The sequence below is a fragment of the Pallidibacillus thermolactis genome, from assembly GCF_025660415.1.
GTDB classification, from domain to species: domain Bacteria; phylum Bacillota; class Bacilli; order Bacillales; family Caldibacillaceae; genus Pallidibacillus; species Pallidibacillus thermolactis.
In genome coordinates this window covers 1-25,835 of record NZ_JAOUSE010000001.1, presented here as the reverse complement: position 1 = coordinate 25,835, position 25,835 = coordinate 1, and the positions used below count along the sequence as shown (strand labels likewise).

Below are 25,835 nucleotides of genomic sequence, written 5' to 3'. Positions count from 1 at the left end.
TGGATTCGCATCGCCAACTCTCCCTTCAAATCCGTTTTTATGACTTATTGGACAGCCCTATTCTGATTAAGGTCAATTCAATCATTTGCTCGTTTTGGAAATACCGTGTAACTAAAACTGATAAGGAAATCGATAACAATGACGACAGTCCAAACGTTTAAAGGTCTTATTAATTCAGCTGTTTGCTCCGAAAAACCGATGGAAAGTAGGATCATCCCTAAAATACTGGCTCCGATTATATAGGCGAAAAAATGGCGATACCAACCTTTTCTTTCTTCTCTCGCATATTCCATTCCGTAAAGTTTCTTTTTTACCGGTCGTTCTCCCCCAGAAAAGCGATAAGCGAACTGTTTATCCGCCCAGGCAATCATTTGTTTCCCATAGACAACACTGATGCCAATGTAAATCGCAGCTAATCCGTGAACAAACTCAGCAACAGCTCCATTTACCAAATCAATGTATGTTGCAAATAGCAGAACAAGATCAATAAGTGGTGTGCAGATGAACAGTATCATACTCAATTTCTTTTTCTTAAAAATATATCTCGTCACAAGCCCGGCAAGGACAAAAACCCAAAATCCAATTTCACATGCAATGATTAACCATCCGATCCAACTCATCATAAGACCTCTCCCTTTTTTAATACGTCTGTATTAAAAAATAACATATTTTTGTTTTTAATACAAGTGTGTTAAAATAAATATATGCCAAAAATTGTTGATCATGAAAAAAGAAAAATTAAAATTGCTGAAGCTACATGGAAAGTGATCGTCGAGGAAGGGTTGGAAAATGCAACCGTGCGAAAAATTGCACAAACTGCGAATCTTTCCGTCGGTGCACTGCGACATTATTTCCCTTCCCAATCGGAGTTATTCGCTTTTTCAATGGAACTCGTATCCGAGCGCGTGCAAAAACGGATCGCCTCGAAAAAATATGACGGATCGCCACTGGAAGTGATCACTGCGATTATTAGTGAACTTTTACCAGTTGATGAGGATCGCCGGGTGGAAATGGAGGTGTGGTTCGTTTTTTCTGCAAAAACACTGGTAGATCCAAGATTAAAAACATTGAGTGAAAAAAACTACTTTAGCATGCATGACGGGTTTGAAAGGCTTTTAAACAAACTAAAAAAAGCAGGATTATTACGAGAGGAAATCCATTTTCAAATGGAAATTCATCGTCTCCATTCCCTTGTTGATGGATTGGGAAGCCATCACTTACTTTATCCCGATATATTTACATATGAAAATATGATGGAAACGTTAATCTATCATTTAAAGACATTAATGAAGTCTTTTTGAAGCTCAAGTTATATCCAGTGGTAACTCTAATAACAAAAGAGAAGGAGTAGCATCATATTCCAATGCTACTCCTTTTCTTATCGGTTCGGTTATTCATTTTGATCTTTTTCTGTCTGTTCACCATATACATACTGACTGATGACGTTCCATGCCTCTTCTTTCCCTTGCCCTGTTTCAGAGGAAAAAAGAATAAGGTGATCTCCCTTTTCAATATTTAACGTGTCTTTCACGATTTTCAGATGTTTTTGCCATTTTCCCTTTGGAACTTTATCGGCTTTTGTCGCAATGATGATAGTCGGTATTTTATAATACTTCAAGAAATCATACATCATGATATCATCTGCTGTTGGTTTATGTCTGACATCTACAATCGACACGACACATTTTAACTGTGGGCGCTCAGTAAAATAAGTTTCAATCATTTGTCCCCATTTTTCTCGCTCTTTTTTGGATACCTTTGCATAGCCGTAACCTGGCACATCGACAAAATAAAATTCTTCATTGATCAGATAAAAATTTAAGGTTTGGGTTTTTCCCGGTTTTGATGAAGTTCGGGCTAAATTTTTTCGGTTTAACATTTTATTAATAAATGAGGATTTTCCTACATTGGAACGACCTGCTAGAGCAATTTCTGGCAGGTCGCCTTCTGGATATTGAGCTTTTTTAACAGCACTAATGACGATTTCTGCACTTTTAACTTTCACTGATTCCACCTACTATTGCTTCATTTAGTACTTCTTCAACATGTGTAACCGGTATATATGTCAGTTCTTTCTTCACTGTTTCTGGTACATCATCGAGATCTTTTTCATTATCTTTTGGGATAATGATCCGTTTCAATCCTGCCCGGTGAGCACCTAACGATTTTTCTTTTAATCCCCCAATCGGCAGAACTCGACCACGTAATGTCACTTCGCCTGTCATCCCGACTTCACGACTGACAGGTTTTCCTGTCAATGCCGATACTAAAGCGGTTGTAATCGTAATTCCTGCTGACGGACCATCTTTCGGTACGGCACCTTCAGGAACGTGAATATGAATATCAAACTTCTTATGGAAATCAGAGTCAATTCCAAGCTTTTCTGCATTGGAGCGAACATAACTAAAGGCTGCTTGTGCAGATTCTTTCATCACATCGCCTAATTTCCCTGTTAAGACTAGCTTTCCACTTCCAGGGGCCAATGCAACTTCAATTTGCAATGTGTCTCCCCCAACCGCAGTATATGCTAAACCATTTGCAACCCCTACTAAATCTTCTTGTTCTGCCATACCAAAACGGAAGATTTTTTTACCTAAAAATTCCTCAATATTCTTTTCTGTAACAATGACCCGTTTTTTCGCTTCAGATGTAATGATTTTAGCGGTTTTTCGACAAACTTTCGCGATTGTTCGCTCTAGACCGCGAACCCCTGCTTCCCTTGTATAGTAACGAATCATGGAAATAATGGCCTCATCACGGATTTGTAATTGGCTTTTTGTTAGACCATTTTCTTTAATTTGTTTCGGAATTAAGTAATCTTTGGCTATATGTATCTTCTCTAATTCGGTATAACCTGCAATTGAAATGATTTCCATTCGGTCACGTAAAGGTCCAGGGATCGTACTTAAATCATTTGCGGTAGCAATAAACATGACTTTCGAAAGATCATAAGTCTCTTCAATATAGTGATCGCTAAAGCTTTTATTTTGTTCAGGGTCTAACACTTCTAACATTGCCGCAGACGGATCACCACGAAAATCATTTGACATTTTATCAATTTCATCAAGAAGAAAAACGGGATTAATTGTTCCTGCCTTTTTCATCCCTTGAATAATACGGCCTGGCATGGCACCGACATATGTCCGTCGATGACCACGAATTTCAGATTCATCGCGAACACCGCCTAAGGAAATTCGAACAAACTGTCTTCCTAAAGTTCGAGCGACAGACTTCGCTAAACTCGTTTTACCAACTCCAGGAGGGCCGACAAGACAAAGAATCGGTCCTTTAATTGAGTTGGTTAGTTTTTGTACAGCTAAATATTCTAAAACACGTTCCTTCACTTTCTCTAATCCATAATGATCTTCATTTAAGATCTTTTCTGCCTTTTTCATATTAATATCGTCCACTGTCGCCTTTTTCCATGGCAGTGCGATTAGCCAATCGAGATACGTACGAATGACCGAACTTTCAGCAGATGTATTTGGCACCTTTTCATAGCGGTCTAACTCACGAATCGCCGCATTGTATACGTGTTCTGGCATTCCTGCCTTTTCAATTTTTTTACGAAGCATCTCAACTTCGCCGGTTTTGCCTTCTTTATCCCCCAATTCTTTTTGAATGGCTTTCATTTGTTCACGCAAATAATATTCCTTTTGCGTCCGTTCCATGGAACGTTTAACCCGTTGACCAATTTTCTTTTCAAGTTGGATCACTTCTTTTTCATTGTTTAAAATGGTCACGATCATATTCAAACGTTCTTTAATATCAACAGCTTCTAACACTTCTTGTTTTTGCTTCAATTTTAACGGTAAATGGGATGCAATAATATCAGCTAACCTGCTAGGTTCTTCAACATCTTGCACCGTAGCAAACGTTTCAGCGGAAATCTTTTTCGAAATTTTTATGTATTGTTCAAATAAGTCTAAAACCATGCGTTCTAACGCTTCAACTTCAGCATCCTTTTGCTCTTCAGCGCCAAAAACTTGAATTTCCACTTCATAATATTCGTCATTATCTATGAATTGTTCAATCTTCCCACGATGTAGTCCTTCCACTAAAACACGGATTGTTCCGTTTGGAAGCTTCAACATTTGCTTCACGTGGGCTAACGTTCCCATTTTATAAATTTCTTCCTCTGTCGGCTCATCAATTGAAACTTCTTTTTGAGCAGATAAAAAGATGTAATTTTCATTCATCATTGCTCTTTCAAGGGCTTGCACCGATTTATCTCGACCAACATCTAGATGCATGACTGTCGTAGGAAAAACGACCAGTCCGCGAAGTGGCAGGAGGGGAACGATTCTCTTTTGTTGTTCTACCATTGTGATACCTCCAATTATTTAAACAAAAATGTTTATGATGTAACATGTGTACTATTCATTATGTATGGGTTTATAAAGCAAGTCCAATAAGTCGATTTGAACGTATGTATTATACCAATATTTACCAAATGTGAAGAAAGCTATTGTAAAAATTTTAACCTATTTAGACTAAACTGTCTAATTGAAAGATGGAAAAATCAACATAAGCTAAGAAATTTAGGAATAAAGAAGTCAACTGTATTATGAATAATTTCGTTCCATTTTTCAATGCCCATCATAATTTGTTCCGGTGAATGCCCGTTTGTTTTAATCTTCCTATTACTTGAAGATTTATGAGTGAACGGAAGCAACATTTATGATGCAAAAAAATCCGGTTTGTACAAGACAAACCGAAACAAACTCACGATATATGTATACTTTGAAATGGGATTTTAATCCTTTTTAAAAGAGGCTTTAAATACTTTCTTTTCGTTCTGCTTGTAAAGACAATGCCGATTTTTCTATTTCTAACTTGTTGTCTTGTAAGTTTTCTTTATTGTTTACTGGGAATTGGACGATCGCATGTTGAAATACTTCTTTTAATGTTGTAACTGGGACAATTTCGACCCCTTCGATTTCTTTTAAAATCGATTCCATATTATCTTTTGGAATAATAACTTTCGTTACTCCTGCTCTTTGGGCGGCCTTGATCTTCGTATATACTCCACCGACCGGTTTAACTCGACCATGAATGCTGATTTCCCCTGTCATTGCTACCGTATTTTTGACCGGTACTTTATATATTGCCGAATAAATCCCAGTTGCCATCGCAATACCGGCAGATGGTCCATCGACTGGAATTCCTCCTGGGAAATTCACATGGATATCGTATTCATCAGCAGGTACTCCAAAGGAACGTAGGATCGTGATCACATTTTCAATCGACCCTTTAGCCATACTTTTTCTCCGAATGGATTTACCTTGGCCACCGATACTTTCTTCTTCCACAATCCCAGTAATATTAATGGAACCTTTGTCGGTTGCTGGGATTGCACTAACTTCAATTTCTAAAAGTGCACCGCTATTCGGGCCATAAACGGCCATGCCATTGACAAGACCGACCTCTGGTTCCGAATGAATTTTGTACTCCATACGTGGTGAAAGTTGACTTGAATGGATGACCCATTCTATATCTTCATCTTTAATGAAATCCCGATGATCCGTGATGGCAAGTCCTGCAGCAATTTGCACCATATTTACCGCTTCACGCCCATTTTTAGCATATGTCGATATTTTTTCTAACCCGTAGTCACTAATTTTCATCTTTACTTTTTCACAGGAACGTTTGGCAATCTGAATGACTTCGTCCTGGTTTAATTCCCTAAAGAAGATTTCTAAACAACGGGATCGAATGGCCGGCGGAATTTCTTCAGGCGTTCTCGTCGTAGCACCGATTAAACGAAAGTCAGCCGGTAAACCATTTTTAAAAATATCATGAATATGGTTCGGAATTTGCATATTTTCTTCACTGTAATAGGCGCTTTCAAGAAACACTTTCCGGTCTTCTAATACTTTTAGTAATTTATTCATTTGAATTGGATGAAGTTCACCAATTTCATCGATAAACAGGACTCCACCATGGGCGTTCGTTACTGCCCCTTGTTTTGGCTGGGGAATACCAGCTTGCCCCATTGCACCAGCACCTTGATAAATCGGATCATGTACCGATCCAATTAAAGGATCGGCAATTCCTCGTTCATCAAATCTTGCTGTTGTTGCATCCAGCTCAACAAATTTGGCATCTTTGGAAAAGGGAGACTTCTCCATTTTTTTCGCTTCTTCTAAAACAAGTCGAGCTGCTGCCGTTTTCCCGACACCTGGTGGTCCATATATAATGACATGTTGTGGATTAGGACCACACAAACCTGCCTTCAACGCTTTTATTCCATCTTCTTGACCAATGATATCCGCAAAACTCGATGGTCGGACCTTTTCCGCTAATGGTTCTGTCAGTCTTATGGAACGTAGTTTTTGCAATTGTTCCATTTCTTTTTTCGATTCTCGATCTATAGAAACCTTTTGTGTTCGTTGTCCTTTCAGCAAGTTCATGAAGTAAAGTCCGATGATGACGCCGAAAAACAACTGAACAAGTAATACAATACCAGTAATGTTCATGAAATTCCCTCCAAAGCCTCTTATCTATTTGCCAATAGTATCTCCTTTTCGGGATTGGAATAAACAAGAAATTATGGAGAGAATTTCTGTATGTTTTTTGATGGTAAATTCGCGTCATTTTGTTGGTTATGCTCTCGAACTTTTTGCTTCATTTTACTTTATTTTGTCCACGAAAATGCGTATCAAAGAAATTTCTAGCTCTTTAACCCAACTTTTATCCATCAGCCTGTAAAATTACAGCACAGTAAAAAAGCAAACAGCGTTACACTGTTTGCTCCTATATTCAAATATTAAGCCGAGGTTTTCTCCTCTTTTGCAACGGATCCGTCTTTTAATATTAATACTGGACGTTTGTTTTCAGTAACCGATTCTTTCGTAATAATACATTTTACAACATCTTCACGAGAAGGCAATTCAAACATAACTTCTAACATAATGGATTCGACAATGGAACGTAAACCACGTGCACCTGTTTTTCTCTCGATGGCCTTTTTCGCAATTTCTCTTAAAGCTTCCTCTTCAAATTCAAGCTCAACATCATCTAATTGTAATAATTTTTGATATTGTTTCACAAGGGCATTTTTTGGTTTTGTTAAAATTTGAATCAATGCTTCTTCATCTAATTTTTCTAATGTCGCAATTACCGGAATACGTCCGATAAATTCTGGAATTAACCCGAAGGATAATAAGTCTTCAGGCAATACCTTTGATAACAAGTCTTCTTTTTCATCGACGACAGATGATTCAGAACCAAAACCAATCACTTTTTTACCAAGACGACGTTTAATGATTTGTTCAATACCGTCGAAGGCTCCACCCACAATAAATAAAATATTCGTTGTATCAATTTGGATAAATTCTTGATGTGGGTGCTTACGGCCACCTTGAGGTGGTACACTTGCTACAGTACCTTCTAAAATTTTCAATAATGCTTGTTGCACACCTTCACCGCTAACATCCCTTGTAATGGAAGGATTCTCGGATTTACGTGCAATTTTGTCAATCTCATCAATATAAATAATCCCTTTTTCAGCACGTTCTACATCATAGTCAGCTGCTTGAATTAATTTAAGCAAAATATTTTCAACGTCTTCACCGACATATCCCGCTTCTGTTAATGAAGTGGCATCAGCAATAGCAAAAGGAACGTTTAAAATACGAGCTAATGTTTGAGCAAGTAACGTTTTACCGCTACCTGTTGGACCGATTAAACTGATATTACTTTTTTGTAATTCAACATCATCAACTTTGCTTTTCGTATTGATTCGTTTGTAATGGTTATAAACCGCTACCGCTAATGTTTTCTTTGCATCATCTTGACCAATAACATATTCATCTAAAATTTTACGAATTTCAATTGGTTTTGGAACATCTTTAAATTCCACTTCTTCTTCATTACCAAGCTCTTCTTCCACAATTTCTGTACAAAGTTCAATACATTCATCACATATATAAACGCCTGGACCAGCAACTAATTTCCGCACTTGATCTTGTGTTTTCCCACAAAAGGAACACTTTAATGAATCTTTTTCTTCATTGAACTTAAACATACAGCTCACCCCTTTAAACTATTCATAAAACGCAAGCTCATTCAATACGTTCTTCTTCGGTATTCTTTAATCAATTATATGTATATGGATTGTATCATATTGTTTTCAAAAATAGGAAACAAAATGATTATGATTGATTATGTATAGTTTGTACAAACGATTCTTAATCATATTAGGTAAAAACTAGGTGAACGATGAAACAGTTAAATTAATGACTATTATATGTGAAAGTGAGTTGTGTGGCAATTCATTCTATTCAACTTGCTCGTCAAATATTAAAAGGGACATCAATCAACATTTTAAATTGTGCTTAATGTGATAAAACAAGGCACGAAACTAAAAATGTCGCGCCTTGTTTGTCATGTTCATAAAACGAAGTTTGAATTGCGTTTACGTTTATTATTAAGCTTCTTCCGTTACTTCTTCTTTAGGTTCTACTTCTTTTCTGTTTTCGACAAGTAATTCAACTGCTTTGTTTAATTTTAAGTCTTCCTTAATTGAATCTGTAGAACCTAGAATTTGTTTAATTTGATCTACTGGAAGATTGTAAGTTTCAGACATTTTTTCTAATTCTTTTTCAACTTCTTCATCAGTAACTTCGATATTTTCAGCTTTCGCAATCGCTTCTAAAGTTAGACTTACTCGAACACGTTTTTCAGCATCTGCTTTCATTTGTTCTTTTAGTTCACTTTCGTCTTGACCAGAGAACTGTTTGTAAAGATCAAGGTTTAGACCTTGTGCTTGTAATCTTTGTTCAAATTCTTTCATCATGCGATCAATTTCATTTTCAATCATAACTTCTGGTACATCAATTTCTGCATTTTCAGCAGCTTGTTCGATTACCGCATTTTCAATTGTATGTTTTGCTTCGTGTTCTTTTGATTCTTTTAGACGATTTTTAATTTTTTCACGAAGAGCATCTAATGTTTCTACTTCATCATCAACGTCTACTGCGAATTCGTCATCAAGTTCAGGTAATTCTAAACTTTTTACTTCATGAACTTTTACTTTGAAAACAGCATCTTTGCCAGCTAATTCTTCAGCATGGTATTCTTCTGGGAACGTTACGTTAACTTCTTTTTCTTCACCAGCTTTAACACCAATTAGTTGTTCTTCAAATCCAGGAATGAATGAACCAGAGCCTAATTCAAGGGAGTGGTTTTCAGCTTTTCCACCTTCGAACGCTTCGCCATCAACGAAACCTTCAAAGTCGATTACAACTGTATCGCCTTCAGCTGCTGCTTCATCTTCTTTAACAACTAATTCTGCATGACGTTTTTGAAGTTCTTTAAGTTCATTTTCAACGTCTTCATCTGTTACTTCTGTGTCTACTTTTTCAACTTCTAAACCTTTATATTCGCCAAGTTTCACTTCAGGTTTAAGTGTTACTTCAGCTGTAAAGATTAAAGCTTCATTTTTACCAATTTGTTCAATATCAATTTCAGGTTGTGAAACTGGTTCGATGGAAGTTTCTTCAACAGCTTTTGTATATGCTTCAGGTAAAACGATGTCTAAAGCATCTTGGTATAATGCTTCAACACCAAAACGTTGTTCGAAAATTGGACGTGGAACTCTCCCTTTTCGGAATCCTGGAACATTTACTTGTTTTACTACTTTTTTGAAAGCTTGATCAAGGGCTTTGTTAAATGTCTCTGCATCAACTTCGACAGTTAATTTCCCTTGGTTGCCTTCTAGTTTTTCAAATTTTGCAGACATACCTGTTTTCCCTCCAACATCTATTTATCAATATTATATATTGTTCTTGTAATGACACCTTGTGCGACGATATGTAAGAATAAGTCCAAAAAAATAGTAAACAGAACTATCGTACATAAAAAATGGTCACAAGGCATGTAAAAAAGAACAGAAATTCTAACCCTATCATTATATCATAGGTTTAAGATGTTTCAACACATCTAAGTGAAAATCCTATATCCAAACATTTATAACATACATTATTTTTTCATTATATTCTAGTTACAGATTATTTCATAAAGTGTTCTTCAACATGCAACACAAAGGCTTTCGCTTCTTCAACTTCCGCTTCAGAAATATGCGCAGCATTCGTCTTGATAAACGCCATTTCTTCCAAATTTTGGTCAAAATAAGAGGCTGTTATAGCAAGAATTGCGATTGCCCATTGAAGTGGGTTGGTCATTTCCTTTTCAAGCGGATAAATTGCAAAAAAGAAATTTTCACATAAAGTCAGTGCATTTTCCAATAAACTTGGATTATCATCACGAAGTGCTTTTTCAATATACTGTTTAACTTCACGGGAAAACGGTACATCTTGAACAGAAAAGTAAGAAGACGGATTTAATGTGATCGATTTATTAAATTTCCGAACTTGTATTTTCCGTTCAAATCCCTTTTCCTTTAATGCGTTGATGATCATTGTTTTAACAAAGGCATCCTTTGAATCATCTCGTAGAAAACTTTCGATTTCATGGATAAATGTGTGAACATCTTCTAAATCAAGCTCCAAAATATTTTGAAGTACCTTTTGAAAATCACCTTTAAATAGCTCTTTTGGATCTCGATTCGTTTTTTTCTTCTGTTCATCCGCTAATTTTTGACTTAACTGCAGTAGTTCTCTATATTGATCAAGTTTATGTTCTGGGATTTGCTCTTCATCTAATAGCATTGTTAACAATGTGTTGATTTTTTTATACTCATGTAATTGAAAAAGTACAGTGACATAGAGTTCGACAACTTCAAAGTAGTCCCCGATGCCAAAACGCATCATTTCTTCTAAAATCAGTTTGGCATTCGAAAAATTCCCTTGTTGCACATAAGCGATTGTTAAAGTAAATAAAATTTCAGGGTTTTCGTCATCGATCCGTTTCGCTTCTTCTAAATATTCGATGGCTTCTTTCACATTACCTTCTTCAAGGCAAAGTCGTCCTTTATTAAGTAAACGTAGTTCTAATTGGGGAAAAGGAATGACGTTATCATTTGCTTTCGGATCTTTTTCCATAAAAATCCCACGCTTTGCTATATTTTCTTTGGACAGTTTAACATGGATATCGTGGAAATTCAAAAGAATTTGGGATTCACGCCGTTGGATCTACCCCACTCAACAAAATAAAAAGCCCCTTATACAAGGATAAGGGGGGTTCTAGCGTCCCGGACGAGATTCGAACTCATGACCTACAGCTTAGGAGGCTGTCGCTCTATCCAGCTGAGCTACCGGGACATGGTATTACAATTATACATTTATTCACTACTCTAATTCAATTTTTTGGTCGTCCCAATCTCAGTAAGCTTATTCAAGATGCCGTTCGATTGGTACGCTGATGTTGATTCGAAGATGCTTACTCGAGCGTGCTCTATCCAGCTGAGCTACCGGGACATGGTATTACAATTATTCATTTGTTTTACTACTCTAATCCAATATTTTTTGGGTCGTCCCAATCTCAGTAAGCTTATTCAAGATGCCGTTCGATTGGTACGCTGTTGTTGATTCGAAGATGCTTACTCGAGCGTGCTCTATCCAGCTGAGCTACCGGGACATGGTATACAATTATACATTTATTTATCAAATTGGACGTTTTTATTTTAACACATATTTCCTTTTCGAACAATATGGGACTATGTGGAACAATCCAAAGGTGAAAGGTGGATTTTCCAACCTTTTTCCTTTTGTACTAGCATTTCTATTAATATTTTTAAAAAATTATAAATTTATATTAAATTTCGTTCTGATTCAATTATAATGGTGTGTAAGTCAAAAAGAAGGGGATGAAAGGAAATGACAAATGAAAAATCGATTGATATTCAAGAGCTTACAAGCGAGCAAGATTGGAAAAAAGCCTATCCAATAATGAAACAATTACGGACCCATTTAAGTGAGGAGGAATATTTAACTTTAGTTCAAGAAGCAACAGAAAAGGAGAATTATAGACTAGTAGCCTTATATGATAACGAAAAAATGGTAGCCGTAACAGGTTTTATGCCAATGATTACTTTATATTATGGAAGATTCATATGGGTATGTGATTTAGTTACCGATGCAAACAGTCGTTCAAAAGGATATGGGAAAATACTTTTAAATTATGTACACCATTGGTCAAAGGAAAATGGCTATGACACCGTCGCTCTTTCATCAGGATTACAACGAGCAGACGCCCATCGCTTTTATGAAAAGAAAATGAACTACGATAAAGTTAGTTATGTTTTTAAAAAGCCGTTATAACGCTCAGGAACCTTTCTGTCATTATAAAAATGTAACCTATATTGCTTTTGTAGGTTACATTTTTATTTAGGTGGATTTGAATCATGGCGAACGGTACTTTTTTTATGCCTACCTTTCCAATTCCGACATGTATTAAAAGGTGCTTTATTGAAACATTATTCATGGCTAGATTTCCTAAATCTGTAAAGCGCTCGAAATCTTAACTTCCTTGCTAAATATGATAACAAACAGAAGGTTTTCAAAGTAAGTGGTTTAAGTGAGGAAGATCGAATCAATAAGTGATGTTAACCTAATACAGATCAACGCTTTTGTGGAGCTGTATTATGATTTCCAGAAAGTAATCATTGCATTTTTCATATGATTTACAAGCTTTATAAACAACCTTCGACATCAAAAGAAAAAATTTCCATTCATCGATTATTGATAAAGAAATAAAAATCATGTAATCTATTATTTATTGTGATAAAAAAATAAAGTTTTTTCTTCTTATCAAGAGAGATGGAGGGACTGGCCCTATGAAATCTCGGCAGCGGAACTTAGGAACTAAGTTGCTGTGCCAAATCCAGCAAGTTGTACTTGAAAGATAAGAAGGGTGTTTTATAGATACAAATATAAGGCCTCTTCTTGTTGTTTCAAGAAGAGGTCTTTTTGTAATTATGGGCGAAGTGCCCCATTTGAATTGTGGAGGTTGTACGATGAAAAAAGGAAATCCTTGGGCGTTAATCCCATTTGTTGTGTTTTTAGTTTTATTTATTGGTGCTGGGGTTATTACAGGTGATTTTTACATTTTCCCTGTTATTGTAGCCATCGCCATTTCAAGCGCTGTGGCCATAGCAATGAATCGAAAAGAACCTTTTGCAAAAAAGGTAGAAATTTTTTGCCAAGGAGCAGGAAATTCAAATGTCATGTTGATGGTGGTCATTTTTCTATTGGCCGGAGCCTTTTCATCGGTAGCAAAAGGCATGGGAGCCGTAGACTCTGCTGTTAACCTAGCTTTATCGTTTGTTCCGCAAAACTTGTTGATTGTAGGCTTGTTCATCATTGCTTGTTTTATCTCTTTATCCATGGGAACATCGGTAGGTACGATTGTTGCACTGGCGCCCATTGGAGTTGGGATAAGTGAGCAAACCGATTTTGCTGTAGCTTTAGTGATGGGAGCGATTATTGGCGGGGCCATGTTTGGCGATAATTTATCCTTTATTTCAGATACAACAATAACTGCTGTACGATCACAGGGTGCCGAAATGAAAGATAAATTTAAGGTCAATTTTTGGATCGTGCTGCCGGCAGCTATTGTCACGAGTATAATTTTGGGATGGATTACACTAGGTGAAACCGCACAAGTGGAACATTTAAGCTATAGTTGGATCAAAATTGTTCCTTATATTTTAGTTATTGTTTTAGCGTTAATTGGAATCAATGTTTTCTTAGTTTTAGCATTAGGGATTGTTCTCGCTGGAGCTGTTGGCCTAGCAGATGGTAGTTACCATATCATGAATCTTATAGAAACGATTGGCGAAGGAATGGCAGGAATGTATGAAATGGCCTTCCTCGCAATACTAATTGCTGGAATGGTGGAAGTTATTAAATTTAATGGAGGCATCGACTTTCTCCTTCAACTGGCCACAAGAAAAATTAAGTCGAAAAAGGGTGTCGAATTTAGTATTGCCGGTCTTGTTGGCGTAACCGATTTATCAACGGCAAATAATACGATTGCGATTTTAATTACCGGTCCACTGGCAAAAAAGATTGCCGAACAATATGGCATAGAACCAAGGAAAACAGCAAGCCTATTAGACATTTTTTCCTGTTCCATTCAAGGCCTGCTTCCATATGGCGCCCAATTACTTGTTGCAGCAAGCATTGCCGGAATATCGCCAGTCAGCATCCTACAATACGCTTTCTATCCAATCCTTATTGGAATTAGCGGTATTTGTGCTATTCTTGTTGGATATCCAAGAAAAAAGAAGTCATTCAATTAGTCCAATCAATATAGCAAAAAGGCTAATCGACAAGATCGATTAGCCTCTTTTTTTATTATTGTTTCCCCTTCTTGACCCATTCTGCAACGGTCACTGTACGTTTGGCCTGATGTTTGACCGCGGCTTCTACATCTCCGATCATTTTTCCATTTTGATCTACGGTTACACTTGTCCCATAAGGGTTGCCCCCTGCACCAAAGATAACGGGATCTGTATAACCAGGCGGTACAATGATGGCACCCCAATGCATCATAGAAGTATATAATGATAAAAGTGTTGCTTCCTGACCACCATGCGGATTTTGTGCAGAAGTCATTGCACTGACTACTTTGTTTACGGTTTTCCCATTGGCCCAGAGTCCACCTTGAATATCAAGAAATTGTTTCATCTGTGATGGCATATTCCCAAATCGAGTTGGAACACTAAAGATAATAGCATCAGCCCATTCAATGTCATCCGATGTTGCAACTGGGACATCTTTTGTTTTTTCCACCGTTGCTTTCCATGCTTCATTTCCCTGGATGACCGATTCAGGCGCTAATTCCTCTACTTTTAATACCTTCACCTCAGCGCCCATTTCTTTTGCTCCTTCTTCCGCCCATTTCGCTAATTGAAAATTCGTCCCACTCATACTGTAAAAAATAACAGCTAGTTTAACATTGGCCATTTTTTCAATCTCCTTTTGCTGATTTTCCATATTTTACACACGTCCTATTATTTCTCACTTTTTATTTTTCATTCATGATTTATAAATTGTGTTACTTTTCGCGGATGATTATTTACCATAAAGCGGATTGACTTTTTCCCTGCCATTGATGCCTGAGGAGTTCAATTTATTCGTAAAAAACTTGTCAATTACTTTTCTAACGTCCGTTTTCTTATAATATAAAAAAGGTGGGCAATAATGCCCACCTAACAATCGGATCCAAACCATTAAACCCCTTCCATCATATCACGTTTTCTGTATCCAACATATCCGAGTACCATTAACATGATACTGATAACAGTGATGGTAAGAAATGTTAATGCATCAAATTCTTCCAACGGTAACTGCGGAAGCCAACTTAGAACCGCTATATTCGAAACCCATTCCGGTATATCAACGATGGCACCAAAGTAGTTGACCGTAAAACAGTACGCTAAATAAATATAAACGACTTTCCCTAAATTTGGCATCCATCCGAGGGCTAGTGCGGCTAAGCCAATGATAAATAAAACCGATGGTAAGTAATTAAAACCAGCAGCAAGGAAATCATTAAACTCCATTGTGGTTGGTGTCTCCATGACCGAAAGCGCTGTTCCACCAAGAGTACTTGCAGAGATGAATATTCCTACGACACTAGTAAATATCGCAATTCCCATACAATGCCAATAAAGTTGGCTGCGCGTCACCTTCGTCGAAAATAGCTGACTCAAGCGCATTCGTCTTTCTTCCGCAAACAGTTTATTCACAATAAGAATCGGTACAATTGAAATTAACACGATCATTACGAGCATAATCGTTCCGGTAAAGGACTCTTCAATGGAAATGCTTGCATGGCTAAACATTTGTTTCATAATTTCATTACTTTCGATAAACGTCTGCATATCTCCATAGATTGCACCATAGGAAGCACCGATAAATATAAACGTCATCATCCAGCCAATCACGACACCTTTATTCAACTTAAATAATAAACCGCGGACGGATAATAATGACTTTTTGGCATAGGCTCTTCCCTTTCGCTCAGGAAGATAACCTGCCCCCATATCGCGTAAGCCTTCAAGGATGAAAGCGACTATGGTAATTATGACGACAAAAAGGAAAGCAAATAACAATGGAACCCAATCATTATTCGTATAGGGATACGTTAAATAAAACCAACCTAACGGATTGAACATCGATAAATCAACATTGGACGTATCGGTTCCTGCACGAATGATATATAGTACGCCTATTAAGCCTAAAGTTGAACCAGTTGCACTTGTCGACGTTGGCATAATTTGAGCAAAAAATAATGCCAGTCCTGCCCCGATAATTCCTGCAACACCGATCGAAGCGCCAAACAGTAAGGAACCTTCAACCGTAATCGTCTCAGCTTCAAAACTCATTAATACGCCACTAGTAAAAAGAGCTAGAATGATATGAATTAAGATGGTTTCAACCATTGTCGCCGCAGCGTTTGCTTGGCGACCAATATGAAACGAACGGACAAGTTCGGTCAAACCAAGATCCTCTTCTTTTCGAGTATGACTGATCACATGCAAAACAGACACAACCATGGCAAGTAAACCACAAAACAACAACATTTCATGTGTGTACATTGCACCTAACGTATACTCCGTTGCGGAATCAATCGGGGTTGGACCTACAATGGCAATCATGGCCGGATTTTTTAATGTCTCATATAACCCTGCTGCCCCTTGCCCTTTTGCTATTTCTTCAAATGCCGGAACAAAGCCTGCTGAAAATAAGCCAACACCGAAAACCCAAAAGAGGATTTTCTTCCAATCTCGTTTAATATATTGGGCAAAGAGGATTTCCCAGCGGGCAAATTTTTCCTTCATCATCCCTTCCTCCGTTTCTCCTTAGTTTTCATAATGACGCATAAACAAATCTTCTAACGTCGGTGGCACGGCTTCAAACTTTTTCACACCTAATTTAGTTGCAGCTAGTAAAATCTCATTCAAGTATCGTGTATCTATAGAGAAGGTCGCTTGATGATTCTTTTGTTGAAAATCAAAGATGCCGACAACATTTTTCAATTCCGCAATGTCTTTTTCCGTTTCGATGGTTACCGTTGTACGTGTTAAATGGCGCAATTCCTCAAGCGTTCCAGATTCAACCACTTTCCCTTGACGAATGATTACAACCTTATCCGCTAGTCGTTCCACTTCACTTAAAATGTGGGAGGATAATAATATCGCTTTTCCCTCTTTCTTCAGTTTTTCAACTTCTTCTTGGAAAATGGCTTCCATCAATGGATCTAATCCCGATGTCGGTTCATCAAAAATGTATAAGTCCGAATCCACTGATAAAGCAGCAATTAAGGCGACCTTTTGACGATTTCCTTTCGAGTACGTTTTCGCTTTTTTCTTAGGGTCTAGCTCAAACCGCTGGATTAAGGAATCCCGCTTTTGTTGACTTCCACCCCCATGTAGTTTCAAAAACAAGTCAATAATTTCTCCACCTGTTAAATTCCCCCATAAAGAGACATCCCCAGGTACATAGGAAATTCGTTTGTGAATGTCAAAGCTTTCTTTCCAAACATCTTTTCCAAAAATTCTAGCAATGCCGGCATCTCGTTTAATAATTCCTAATAAGATTCGTATTGTTGTAGATTTACCTGCACCATTCGGGCCGATAAAACCGACAACTTCACCTGCATGAACGGAAAACGACACATTGTGAAGCGCTTGGAACTTACCAAACCTTTTTTGCAACCCCTTTAATTCAATCACTTTTTCCATCCATCATACACTCCCTTATGGAATAAATTTTCCATTCAACTTAAACAATAAACTAACAAACAATTTTTAGTACACATTTATTATTATGTTATAAAATTAAAAACCAAAAATATAATTTTAGTTCATAATATCGGATATCATTCGAACTGTCAATTGAAAAAATAAACTTTTCTCACTTGGATAGTATGCAAAAGTTTATATATAATAGTAAAAAAACACGAAATTAGTCGGAAATTTATTTTGGAGGTAGTGATTTCATTTGAACGGATTCCAAAAAAGAACAGAAGCAAAGAAAAAGCAAATCATACAAGCCACGCTCCAACTGTTGAAAGCCAAAGGGGACGAAAAAAATATCACCATGGAGGAAATTGCCAAACAGGCCAACGTTGCCAAAACGACAATTTTTAAATATTTTGGCAATAAAGACAACTTAATTCGTGAAGTCTATCAAAGCTTTTTCGAGGAAATGATTGAATCGGCAAAAGCCATCTTGGCAAAAAACAAACCTTTTGAAGAAACATTAATCGAACTGAGTCAAAATAAAATCAAATATTTTCATGATATGGGGTACACGATCTATGTCGGGATGATGAAGTATATTACAGAAAAAGAAGATGACGGTCTTTCTTTAATGGCAAAAAAACTTTCCATAGAAAATCAAAGCATTTTATTGGACTTATTCCATCGAGGAAAAAAAGAAGGAAAAGTCGATTTAAAATATTCCGATGAATTTTTAATGCTGTATTTTCGGACCATTGTGGAAGGAATGTCGAACCCACAAATATACGAAAAAATAGCCCCCTACACAGAAGAATGGACCGAAATGTTGATGAAAGGTCTCGCACCCGACAAAAAGTGAATAGGTTAAATCTTCGAATTTTCTCTACAAAAAAACACGTCAAAGCGCTAGCCATATTCGCGTTTTAACGTGTTTTTTGTCCTTTATCGGCTATCTACCCGTTTCAAATGAATCTTTCAGACGTCACTAAAGTCATCTGAAATCACTTAAACAAGATGCATTTTAAACAAACAGGATCTGACGGGGTTCAAGTGATGGCAAACAGTTTTATTGTTTACCATAGGTCTCAAATTTTTCCATCATTCGTTCCATTTCTTGTTGATCTAGTAATACGGGTTCTCCAATGGATTTTGCTCGATAGTATATTTCACAACATAATTCAATTTGTTCTGCAATATTGTACGCATTCTTAATATCTTTAGCGCCAGCTAACAAACCATGGTTTGCCAATAACACAGCCTTTCTATACTTCATAGCTTGATAGGCATTGAATGCAAGTTCTTCTGTTCCAAAACTTGCATATTCAGCACATTTCACATCATATCCTGCACAAGCGACTAAATAGGAAACCGCTGGTAAATCCATTCTTAGCGCGGAAAGGGTTTTAGCAAATGTGGAATGGGTGTGAATGACTGCATTTATATCTTCTCTATTTTTATAAAAAATCGTATGCATGGCCAATTCCGTTGATGGCTTTCGTGTGCCCTCTACCAAATTATGTTTTAAATCTAAAACAACCACATCCTCTGGTTGCATACGATCATAATCTAATCCACTAGGACTGATAGCAACTAATCCCTGTTTGCGATTAAAGATACTAATATTTCCACCCGTGCCTTTTGTCAAACCATTTGTCACCATTTTTTGACAATAACGAACTACTTCTTTTCTCTCTTTTTCTAACAGCAAAGTTCCTCACCTTTTTCTTTCGTGAATTCTAGTAAAGTTCAACTTTTTTGTCTTCTAACTTGTCATTTCATAATTGTTGCATTTCGACTTAATATTTAACATTTGAACTCTAACCGATCTTACTTTCCTCAAATAAATCCTTTAAGTTTTTCTCATAAGGCTCTCTTATAATCCCTTTTTCCGTTATAATGGCTGTCACATTTTCATGTGGTGTAACATCAAATGCTGGGTTATATACTTTACTATTCTTTAAAGCCGTGTATTGACCAAATCGATTTATGACTTCCTCCGGGTCCCTTTCTTCAATTGGAATATCTTTTCCCGTTTTGGTCTTCATATCAATGGTTGATGTAGGAGCTGCTACATAAAATGGAATATTATAATAGTTTGCTAGAATGGATAGACCCAAGGTCCCGATCTTGTTGGCTACATCACCATTGGCAGCGATTCGGTCGGCTCCAACAATAACAGCATTTACTTTCCTCTGTGACATAACTGTCGCCGCCATATTATCAGTTATAATCGTTACATCAATCCCTGCTAACTGTAGTTCTAGTGCTGTTAAAGCTGAACCTTGTAATCTCGGACGTGTTTCATCTGCATATACTTTAAAATTCCATCCCTTTTCTTTGGCTAGATACATAGGTGCTGTTGCGGTACCATATTTTGTCGTAGCAAGAGCTCCAGCGTTACAATGGGTTAGAATGCCTATCCCGTCGTGTAATAACGTCAATGCATTTTCCCCTATTTTTCGATTCGTTATTTCGTCTTCTTTATGAATCTTTATAGCTTCTTTTAACAACACATTTTTGAGTTCAGACACGTCTAAATGATTGTTAGCGATTGCCGTTTTTTCCATTCTTTCTAATGCCCAAAATAAATTTACGGCAGTTGGTCGTGAGCTTGCTAGAAAATCAGAAACTTTCTTTAATTCTTTCCAAAAATCTTCAAAGGAGTTTTCAGTAGCATCACGAATCCCCAAATATAATCCATATGCGGCCGTAACCCCGATTGCCGGTGCTCCTCTTACTTTCATGACTTTAATCGCATCCCAAATGGATTCTGCTGTTTCAAACTCTTCATAAACCATTTCATTCGGTAAGCGCGTCTGATCTAATAATACTAATTTATGATTTTTCCATTCTATTGGTTTCAGTTCTGTCTCCATAGTAAAGGTCACCCCTTATAAGTTTGTGCATTTAATGCATGGAACAACTCTTCTAAATAATGCTCACCCTTCTTAAACGTATCTCTATTTTTTATCAGTTTTTTGGCTAATGTTAGACAGATTCTTTCCGCTCTTACTCTATCATTCGGATCGGATATTGAAGTAATATCTTTTACTTTGGCTAATCCGATAATTCGACGTGTCAATTCAAGTCCTGTGACACCAGCAGTACTTTCTAAAATTTGATCAATATACCATTGTTTAAAACCAGGTTCCTTTGCCATTATGTCAGTGACATATTCATCCCAAGATTTGCTAAATTTTTCAATAAACAGATCCAGAACATCTTTAATGGTTTGTTCCAACCAGTTGACAAATTCAGTTTTGTGGAATGTGACGCCATTGACATATGCAAAAACGAGATTGGCGATGACATTCCCCACATCGTAACCGATCGGACCGTAGAAGGCGAATTCTGCGTCAATGACTTTTGTTGAATCTTCTTTAATAAAAATAGAACCCGTGTGGAGATCACCATGGATTAATGCTTGTGCATGGGTCATGAAATCAAATTTTAGCTTCGCCACTTCTAATCTTAATTTGTCATCATTGTAAATCTCTTTAATAATCCATTCTTTATTCGGTTCAAATAAAATATTTCGATTATTTATATCATTGTAGGGTTCTGTGTATACTAGATCTTCAGTAATCTCACACAAATCAGGATTAATATATTTCTTTAGCAGTTTTTTCTTTTCTTTATGATCCATCACAACATCAGTGGTCGGAAGTAATGTATTGACTAAAAACGTCGTGATATCATCAGCAAATTTAGGGAAAATCTTATAGGATAACAGGGCATCCCGCATAATTTCATGATCCGATAGATCTTCCATGATAAAACAGTTCATGATGTCATCGTGTACATATACTTTTGGTACCAGTGAAGGTGCATATTGAGCCTGTAGTTGAAGAATGTTCGCTTCAATGTTGATGCGATTCGTAGAGACCACAATATCATCTGAAATACGGGCCACATCTCCGGCATGCTTTACAATTATGGATGTATTGGTTTTCGCCTCTGATACCCTATAAACATAGTTCAGATTACCATCACCAATTTCTTCACATGTTAACACACTATCTTTGGAAAAGAGATTCGTCTTTTCTTTTACATATTCGATTACATCATCTTTATTCATTAAGAAATAGCGTTCAAAGCGTGACATTATCGTTATCCTCTCCTTCGGATTCATTTGATTCACCTATGTAAAAGCTAATGAGAGCACAAGGCCGACAATATGTAGAACATAAACAGGATGAGAATATGACGAAACCAAGCGCCCTCTCTAGCCAGCAAAAAGCCGCAAACCTACGAATCTTGCAGTTTATCGGTTTCCAAGCAACTACATTTTTAACAATTATTATAAATAATTATATTCCGAATATTTTTGACAAAACTATAACATGACTTTTCCATTATTTTCAATCAAAATATCATTTCCTTATACGATACAGTCTGTATATTTTCTATCCTCTTCCAATTCCGCTTTATTACAGTATTCCTATGCACTCCACACATGAGCGTGTAATGATTTACACGTTTGGGCGATACTATAGGATATTCATACGATATTTTTTCTATTAGAATGTCGAGTATTGGTCAATTGGCTTTGTTATGATGAATTCATGAAAGGAGGGATACATTGTTAAAAGAGTTAAATCAAGTAATCGAATATATTGAAGCCCATTTAACCGATGATCTGTCTCTTGAAAGCATTGCAGATTATGCCGGTGTTTCTGATTATCACTTTAGAACCGTATTTTTTCATCTTTCTGGAATGACACTGAGTGAGTATGTAAAAAACAGAAAGCTATCGGAAGCCAATAAAGATTTATTGAATGGAGAAAAGGTAACCGACGTCGCTTTCAAATATGGTTATCAATCCGTAGACGGCTTTACACGGGCATTTAAGAAATGGAGTGGCTATTTACCATCGGACGTAATTAAAAAACGAATAAGTAAATCCTTTCCAAAACTTTCATTCATCATTACTGTAAAAGGAGGAACGGCTATGGAAGTGAGAATGAAAGAAATGCCAGCTTTTTATATTGTTGGTGTAAGTAAACGTGTACCGATACAATTTGAAGGTGTTAACAACGAAATTGTAAAGCTTGCCCAAAGCATAACGGAAGAACAAAGAAAAGCAATGCATGCGCTACAAAATATCGAACCAAAACAAATCGTGAATGCTTCTTATGATGCTGACGAAAATTTCTTAAAAGAAGAAGGCTATTTAACCCATATGATCGGTGTTTTAACGAGAAACGAGGAAATCAGTGATCAATTAGATAAAGTACGGGTAGAAGCAGGCACATGGGCCATCTTTCCAAATGAAGGACCCTTTCCATCAACATTACAAGAAACTTGGGCAAAAACATATGCAGAATGGCTTCCTGCCTCAGATTACGAAGTTATCCAAGCGCCAAGATTTTCATTTACGACCATGGATAAAAATAAAAAAGATGATGCCTATAGTGAAATTTGGCTACCCGTTCGGAAGAAAAAATAAACGAAGTCTCTCAACTGCGAGAGACTTTTTTCCTTCAATGTTGTTGCATGGACTGTTCATATCAACCCAAATAAAATATAACTTTTCTTTTTCCATCTCAAAACAGCAGTCCGGGACGTTTTACTCGTCCAAGGCTGCTGTTTATATAGTCCATAAAACAACTGTTGATGCATGATCTAATTTCCCAAAAACGCCAAAGAAGCATATACTTCTTCGTCAGGGATTTCTTCTGGTAACCTATTCTTAGGGTCACCAATAGCTAATACTTCTTTATAAACCTCTAACATAAATCTAGGTAATTTTCCCTGTAAATCTTCAAGTCTCCCTACCGAATCAACTAAATGGTCGTAATATTCAAAGTCATAACAGCGTTTGTGCCTTAAAATATTAAAATCATCTAGCACAACAATATCTTCATCTTTTAATTCAACACGACAAACTCTGCAACGTATACTCATCTTACATTCCCCTCTTACTTTTTACAAAAAGAATATCCTCTGTTTTTTAAATTGTAAAACAGCCAAAAATTGATGATCATATGAATTTTTTTGATCGAAATAGCTATTTAAACGCGAAACTTCAGAGTTTGACGCTCAAAAATTGATTTTTTTACATTTTTCTAGTAAATGACTTTGGAATATATAAATACTAAACATTGGTTTTGATAAGGACATCGGGAGTGGAATGCCCACTTCTTAACAGTCATAAGTATTTATAATGTAAAAAAGTAATTAAATCATGCCATGCTGACTTTTACATTATTCTAAATACCAAGAATGAAAAACACGTCAAAACGCTTAATATAGAGATTTGACGTGTTTGGCATAGTTTATATTCTATTTACAAAGTGACGTTCCAGGAGGACGTGGGGATATGGGAATAAACAATTGAATTTACAAGGTTTTAAAATGACCTTGTGTAAAATATGTGTAAAAAATAATATTAGTATAAAAGTTCGTTTGTGTTTACAGAGTATTTATATTATAATGTTTTTTAAAAGAAAAAATTTATAATTTCTTCAAATCAGCATTTTTGATTTCTATAAGAGCTTTTCGAGATAACTCATTAGAATTTACTTAATTAAATAAAATCAACTTATTCCCAGTCACCTGTATTGATTAATCCTTTTCTCTCCTTCTTACCGAAATCCTCCCAATATTTCAGTCTGGAGATCAGAAATTCCTTCCTCTCATCTGTTAAATCAGTATTTAAAATAGCGTATTCTTTTTTCTTAATTCTACTTAGTTGCTCCGCAAATACTGGTCCAAGTCTGAAAGTAGGTGAAACATACTTTGCATAATAATTACGATTTTTCACATGACAGGTAATTATATCTCTCCCTTTTATATTAGGTTTGAGACGATTAAAAGTCATATATATCTCATCATGTTTATTTAATTGAGCTCTTTTTTGATTTAAGTAAGGATTATCTTCAAATTCCTCCCTCAAACCATATATTAAAACATAGAAAGGTTTAATTGATTTACCCTCTATAAGATACTTATCAATATCATAGTATTCAAAAAAGAGAGATTGATGTGTAGGGTTTGAAAACCATATTTTCCACTCTTGTATTTGATTTTGAGCTTGAGTAAACTTAGCAGTTTGAGTACCATCTTTATTAAACCATTTTTTACCCGGAGCTTCAATTTCAATAAAAACTGGATATATGTTCAGACTATCAGAAGCAAACCATAAAAAATCAGGGATCTTTGTAGTTAATCCTTGTAAAACTGGCTGTGTAATTAATGCGTTGTTATATGGAGCGTGACCAGATTCTCCAAAAAAACCGAATGCTCCTGGTAGCATTGCTGGATTCTTTTCAAAAAAATCTTGAAAAATTTTTTCATCATCTCGTTTCTTTTCGAGTAGTATATTATAATCTTCTAATACTTTTCTTTCATAATCCTCCCAGGAAATAGGTTTTGGTGCGTCACTTACAAGATTATATGATTTTAAAAAAATACTCATTTAAAAACACATCCTCCAATTTCACATAAATACTTATTGATAATTAACATTAAACGTTCATACTCACTAAATATTGAGCTTACAAATCTATTAATATTAAGTACTGTTACTTACAAACGTATCCAAAATTTTAAATGCTTAAGTTGATATTTTAATTTTACCTAACTTTCTTTGGTACTCATAAGTATGAAATAAAAAGTTTGCTACTGTTTTTGCCGAATTTACTACAAGTAAAGCATGGTGTAAACTTGGTGAAATTTTTCTTGCATGCATATCACCACTTATATTTCTTATTTCATTTAATCCATGAACAACCTTAATGAGACCGCTTATTACTTCTCTTAATGGTTTTTGAAGATCTTTATTATTTCTTTAAACACCCCTTCTATTAATGACCTCGCAGAAGTTAGTGCACCTGAATAATCCCCTATTTCAATTCTTTGCTCACATTTTGCTATATCTTCTAATATATGTTTATTATTTTAATTCTTTTGGAAAGTCTGTTTTGACTTGAATAATTTGAACTTCAATGCTTTCCATCTCAACAAGATCAATAAATTCATTAAACTGATCAGAAATATAGAGCATATTATCAAGATAATGTGCATTATAATCACTCACAATAAATAAAATAAAGGCTCTTCGCTGTTTAATGTTGAAAAAACAGGTTACCAGTGCCCATAGGATTCTATCATTTCCTTGTTTGCCACCGGTATTATCTTAGATGTAGGATAGGTTGTCAAGGAAAGCACTTGACAG

At 36.2% G+C, this 25,835-nt stretch carries 22 protein-coding genes, 1 tRNA gene, 1 pseudogene and 1 riboswitch; of the genes and pseudogenes, 6 read left to right on the top strand and 18 right to left on the bottom strand.

The features are described 5' to 3' along the window. Window positions 1-77 precede the first annotated feature (77 nt). The gene (locus tag OEV82_RS00115; RefSeq protein ID WP_173659649.1) at window positions 78-623 is read right to left on the bottom strand and encodes a vWA domain-containing protein; all 546 of its coding nucleotides are present in this window, start codon (window positions 621-623) and stop codon (window positions 78-80) included. 81 nt (window positions 624-704) lie between these two features. Here OEV82_RS00115 and OEV82_RS00110 point away from each other — a divergent pair, with 81 nt between their 5' ends. Next, complete coding sequence (locus tag OEV82_RS00110) at window positions 705-1,301, top strand: TetR/AcrR family transcriptional regulator (RefSeq protein ID WP_173659653.1); 597 nt, start codon at window positions 705-707, stop codon at window positions 1,299-1,301. An 89-nt stretch (window positions 1,302-1,390) separates the two neighbouring features. Here OEV82_RS00110 and yihA read toward each other — a convergent pair whose 3' ends face one another. From yihA to OEV82_RS00075, 7 genes are all read right to left on the bottom strand, one after another. Beyond that, window positions 1,391-2,005 carry a ribosome biogenesis GTP-binding protein YihA/YsxC gene (yihA, locus tag OEV82_RS00105; protein WP_173659655.1) on the bottom strand — a complete coding sequence of 205 codons (615 nt, stop codon included), beginning with the start codon at window positions 2,003-2,005 and terminating at the stop codon, window positions 1,391-1,393. Then, window positions 1,995-4,325, bottom strand: a complete 2,331-nt coding sequence (lon, locus tag OEV82_RS00100; protein WP_173659657.1) for an endopeptidase La — start codon at window positions 4,323-4,325, stop codon at window positions 1,995-1,997. The genes yihA and lon overlap by 11 nt, the downstream gene beginning before the upstream one ends. Window positions 4,326-4,778: 453 nt before the next feature. After that, window positions 4,779-6,479, bottom strand: coding sequence for an ATP-dependent protease LonB (lonB, locus tag OEV82_RS00095; protein WP_263060616.1), 1,701 nt, complete (start codon window positions 6,477-6,479; stop codon window positions 4,779-4,781). 290 nt (window positions 6,480-6,769) lie between these two features. Next, window positions 6,770-8,029 carry an ATP-dependent protease ATP-binding subunit ClpX gene (clpX, locus tag OEV82_RS00090; RefSeq protein ID WP_173659661.1) on the bottom strand — a complete coding sequence of 420 codons (1,260 nt, stop codon included), beginning with the start codon at window positions 8,027-8,029 and terminating at the stop codon, window positions 6,770-6,772. Between the two features lie 402 nt (window positions 8,030-8,431). After that, window positions 8,432-9,745 (bottom strand): trigger factor, encoded by a 1,314-nt coding sequence (gene tig / locus OEV82_RS00085; RefSeq protein ID WP_263060614.1) that lies wholly within the window; start codon window positions 9,743-9,745, stop codon window positions 8,432-8,434. A 268-nt stretch (window positions 9,746-10,013) separates the two neighbouring features. Next, window positions 10,014-11,006 (bottom strand): tetratricopeptide repeat protein, encoded by a 993-nt coding sequence (locus OEV82_RS00080; RefSeq protein ID WP_263060613.1) that lies wholly within the window; start codon window positions 11,004-11,006, stop codon window positions 10,014-10,016. Window positions 11,007-11,151: 145 nt separating this feature from the next. Then, window positions 11,152-11,225 (bottom strand) — tRNA-Arg (locus OEV82_RS00075). Between the two features lie 555 nt (window positions 11,226-11,780). On the opposite strand from OEV82_RS00075, the gene OEV82_RS00070 reads away from it, so the two are divergent. After that, window positions 11,781-12,224: a GNAT family N-acetyltransferase gene (locus OEV82_RS00070; RefSeq protein ID WP_263060611.1), complete on the top strand. Its 444-nt coding sequence runs from the start codon at window positions 11,781-11,783 to the stop codon at window positions 12,222-12,224. A gap of 483 nt (window positions 12,225-12,707) precedes the next feature. Then, a riboswitch (SAM riboswitch) is annotated at window positions 12,708-12,814 on the top strand. Between the two features lie 105 nt (window positions 12,815-12,919). After that, window positions 12,920-14,206 (top strand): Na+/H+ antiporter NhaC family protein, encoded by a 1,287-nt coding sequence (locus tag OEV82_RS00065; protein WP_263060610.1) that lies wholly within the window; start codon window positions 12,920-12,922, stop codon window positions 14,204-14,206. A gap of 55 nt (window positions 14,207-14,261) precedes the next feature. Here the strand turns inward: OEV82_RS00065 and wrbA are convergent, their stop codons facing one another. The 4 genes from wrbA to OEV82_RS00045 all read right to left on the bottom strand — a co-directional run bounded on the left by wrbA (window position 14,262) and on the right by OEV82_RS00045 (window position 17,656). After that, on the bottom strand, window positions 14,262-14,873 hold the full coding sequence (gene wrbA / locus OEV82_RS00060; protein WP_263060708.1) for an NAD(P)H:quinone oxidoreductase: 612 nt from the start codon (window positions 14,871-14,873) through the stop codon (window positions 14,262-14,264). A 108-nt stretch (window positions 14,874-14,981) separates the two neighbouring features. Continuing rightward, window positions 14,982-15,140 (bottom strand): hypothetical protein, encoded by a 159-nt coding sequence (locus OEV82_RS00055; protein ID WP_263060609.1) that lies wholly within the window; start codon window positions 15,138-15,140, stop codon window positions 14,982-14,984. Continuing rightward, window positions 15,140-16,753 (bottom strand): ABC transporter permease, encoded by a 1,614-nt coding sequence (locus OEV82_RS00050; protein ID WP_263060608.1) that lies wholly within the window; start codon window positions 16,751-16,753, stop codon window positions 15,140-15,142. Before OEV82_RS00050 ends, OEV82_RS00055 begins: the two co-directional genes overlap by 1 nt. A gap of 21 nt (window positions 16,754-16,774) precedes the next feature. Further along, window positions 16,775-17,656, bottom strand: a complete 882-nt coding sequence (locus OEV82_RS00045) for an ABC transporter ATP-binding protein (protein WP_263060607.1) — start codon at window positions 17,654-17,656, stop codon at window positions 16,775-16,777. 259 nt (window positions 17,657-17,915) lie between these two features. Here OEV82_RS00045 and OEV82_RS00040 point away from each other — a divergent pair, with 259 nt between their 5' ends. Then, window positions 17,916-18,515 carry a TetR/AcrR family transcriptional regulator gene (locus tag OEV82_RS00040; RefSeq protein WP_263060606.1) on the top strand — a complete coding sequence of 200 codons (600 nt, stop codon included), beginning with the start codon at window positions 17,916-17,918 and terminating at the stop codon, window positions 18,513-18,515. Between the two features lie 207 nt (window positions 18,516-18,722). On the opposite strand, the gene OEV82_RS00035 is transcribed toward OEV82_RS00040, so the two are convergent. From OEV82_RS00035 to mtnK, 3 genes are all read right to left on the bottom strand, one after another. After that, on the bottom strand, window positions 18,723-19,364 hold the full coding sequence (locus OEV82_RS00035; RefSeq protein ID WP_263060605.1) for an L-fuculose-phosphate aldolase: 642 nt from the start codon (window positions 19,362-19,364) through the stop codon (window positions 18,723-18,725). 109 nt (window positions 19,365-19,473) lie between these two features. Continuing rightward, complete coding sequence (gene mtnA / locus OEV82_RS00030) at window positions 19,474-20,532, bottom strand: S-methyl-5-thioribose-1-phosphate isomerase (RefSeq protein WP_263060604.1); 1,059 nt, start codon at window positions 20,530-20,532, stop codon at window positions 19,474-19,476. Window positions 20,533-20,540: 8 nt separating this feature from the next. Next, window positions 20,541-21,761, bottom strand: coding sequence for an S-methyl-5-thioribose kinase (gene mtnK / locus OEV82_RS00025; RefSeq protein ID WP_263060603.1), 1,221 nt, complete (start codon window positions 21,759-21,761; stop codon window positions 20,541-20,543). Between the two features lie 98 nt (window positions 21,762-21,859). Between mtnK and OEV82_RS00020 the strand changes: the two genes are divergently transcribed. Both OEV82_RS00020 and OEV82_RS00015 read left to right on the top strand, forming a co-directional pair. Continuing rightward, window positions 21,860-22,003, top strand: coding sequence for a hypothetical protein (locus OEV82_RS00020; RefSeq protein ID WP_263060602.1), 144 nt, complete (start codon window positions 21,860-21,862; stop codon window positions 22,001-22,003). Window positions 22,004-22,238: 235 nt separating this feature from the next. Continuing rightward, the gene (locus tag OEV82_RS00015) at window positions 22,239-23,105 is read left to right on the top strand and encodes an AraC family transcriptional regulator (RefSeq protein WP_263060601.1); all 867 of its coding nucleotides are present in this window, start codon (window positions 22,239-22,241) and stop codon (window positions 23,103-23,105) included. A 176-nt stretch (window positions 23,106-23,281) separates the two neighbouring features. On the opposite strand, the gene OEV82_RS00010 is transcribed toward OEV82_RS00015, so the two are convergent. The 3 genes and pseudogenes from OEV82_RS00010 to OEV82_RS16115 form a co-directional block, all read right to left on the bottom strand. Then, window positions 23,282-23,563, bottom strand: coding sequence for a hypothetical protein (locus OEV82_RS00010; protein WP_263060600.1), 282 nt, complete (start codon window positions 23,561-23,563; stop codon window positions 23,282-23,284). 637 nt (window positions 23,564-24,200) lie between these two features. Further along, complete coding sequence (locus OEV82_RS00005; RefSeq protein WP_263060599.1) at window positions 24,201-25,076, bottom strand: DUF4263 domain-containing protein; 876 nt, start codon at window positions 25,074-25,076, stop codon at window positions 24,201-24,203. A 138-nt stretch (window positions 25,077-25,214) separates the two neighbouring features. Further along, a pseudogene (locus OEV82_RS16115) lies at window positions 25,215-25,430 on the bottom strand (abortive infection family protein); the annotation flags it as partial. Window positions 25,431-25,835 lie beyond the last annotated feature (405 nt).

Bases quoted from the DNA above. Each gene is read 5' to 3' on its own strand.
- OEV82_RS00115 (WP_173659649.1), bottom strand. From the start codon at position 623: ATGATGAGTTGGATCGGATGGTTAATCATTGCATGTGAAATTGGATTT.
- OEV82_RS00110 (WP_173659653.1), top strand. From the start codon at position 705: ATGCCAAAAATTGTTGATCATGAAAAAAGAAAAATTAAAATTGCTGAA.
- lon (WP_173659657.1), bottom strand. From the start codon at position 4,325: ATGGTAGAACAACAAAAGAGAATCGTTCCCCTCCTGCCACTTCGCGGA.
- lonB (WP_263060616.1), bottom strand. From the start codon at position 6,479: ATGAACATTACTGGTATTGTATTACTTGTTCAGTTGTTTTTCGGCGTC.
- clpX (WP_173659661.1), bottom strand. From the start codon at position 8,029: ATGTTTAAGTTCAATGAAGAAAAAGATTCATTAAAGTGTTCCTTTTGT.
- tig (WP_263060614.1), bottom strand. From the start codon at position 9,745: ATGTCTGCAAAATTTGAAAAACTAGAAGGCAACCAAGGGAAATTAACT.
- OEV82_RS00080 (WP_263060613.1), bottom strand. From the start codon at position 11,006: ATGGAAAAAGATCCGAAAGCAAATGATAACGTCATTCCTTTTCCCCAA.
- OEV82_RS00070 (WP_263060611.1), top strand. From the start codon at position 11,781: ATGACAAATGAAAAATCGATTGATATTCAAGAGCTTACAAGCGAGCAA.
- OEV82_RS00065 (WP_263060610.1), top strand. From the start codon at position 12,920: ATGAAAAAAGGAAATCCTTGGGCGTTAATCCCATTTGTTGTGTTTTTA.
- wrbA (WP_263060708.1), bottom strand. From the start codon at position 14,873: ATGGCCAATGTTAAACTAGCTGTTATTTTTTACAGTATGAGTGGGACG.
- OEV82_RS00055 (WP_263060609.1), bottom strand. From the start codon at position 15,140: ATGGTTTGGATCCGATTGTTAGGTGGGCATTATTGCCCACCTTTTTTA.
- OEV82_RS00050 (WP_263060608.1), bottom strand. From the start codon at position 16,753: ATGAAGGAAAAATTTGCCCGCTGGGAAATCCTCTTTGCCCAATATATT.
- OEV82_RS00045 (WP_263060607.1), bottom strand. From the start codon at position 17,656: ATGGAAAAAGTGATTGAATTAAAGGGGTTGCAAAAAAGGTTTGGTAAG.
- mtnA (WP_263060604.1), bottom strand. From the start codon at position 20,532: ATGGAGACAGAACTGAAACCAATAGAATGGAAAAATCATAAATTAGTA.
- mtnK (WP_263060603.1), bottom strand. From the start codon at position 21,761: ATGTCACGCTTTGAACGCTATTTCTTAATGAATAAAGATGATGTAATC.
- OEV82_RS00020 (WP_263060602.1), top strand. From the start codon at position 21,860: ATGACGAAACCAAGCGCCCTCTCTAGCCAGCAAAAAGCCGCAAACCTA.
- OEV82_RS00010 (WP_263060600.1), bottom strand. From the start codon at position 23,563: ATGAGTATACGTTGCAGAGTTTGTCGTGTTGAATTAAAAGATGAAGAT.
- OEV82_RS00005 (WP_263060599.1), bottom strand. From the start codon at position 25,076: ATGAGTATTTTTTTAAAATCATATAATCTTGTAAGTGACGCACCAAAA.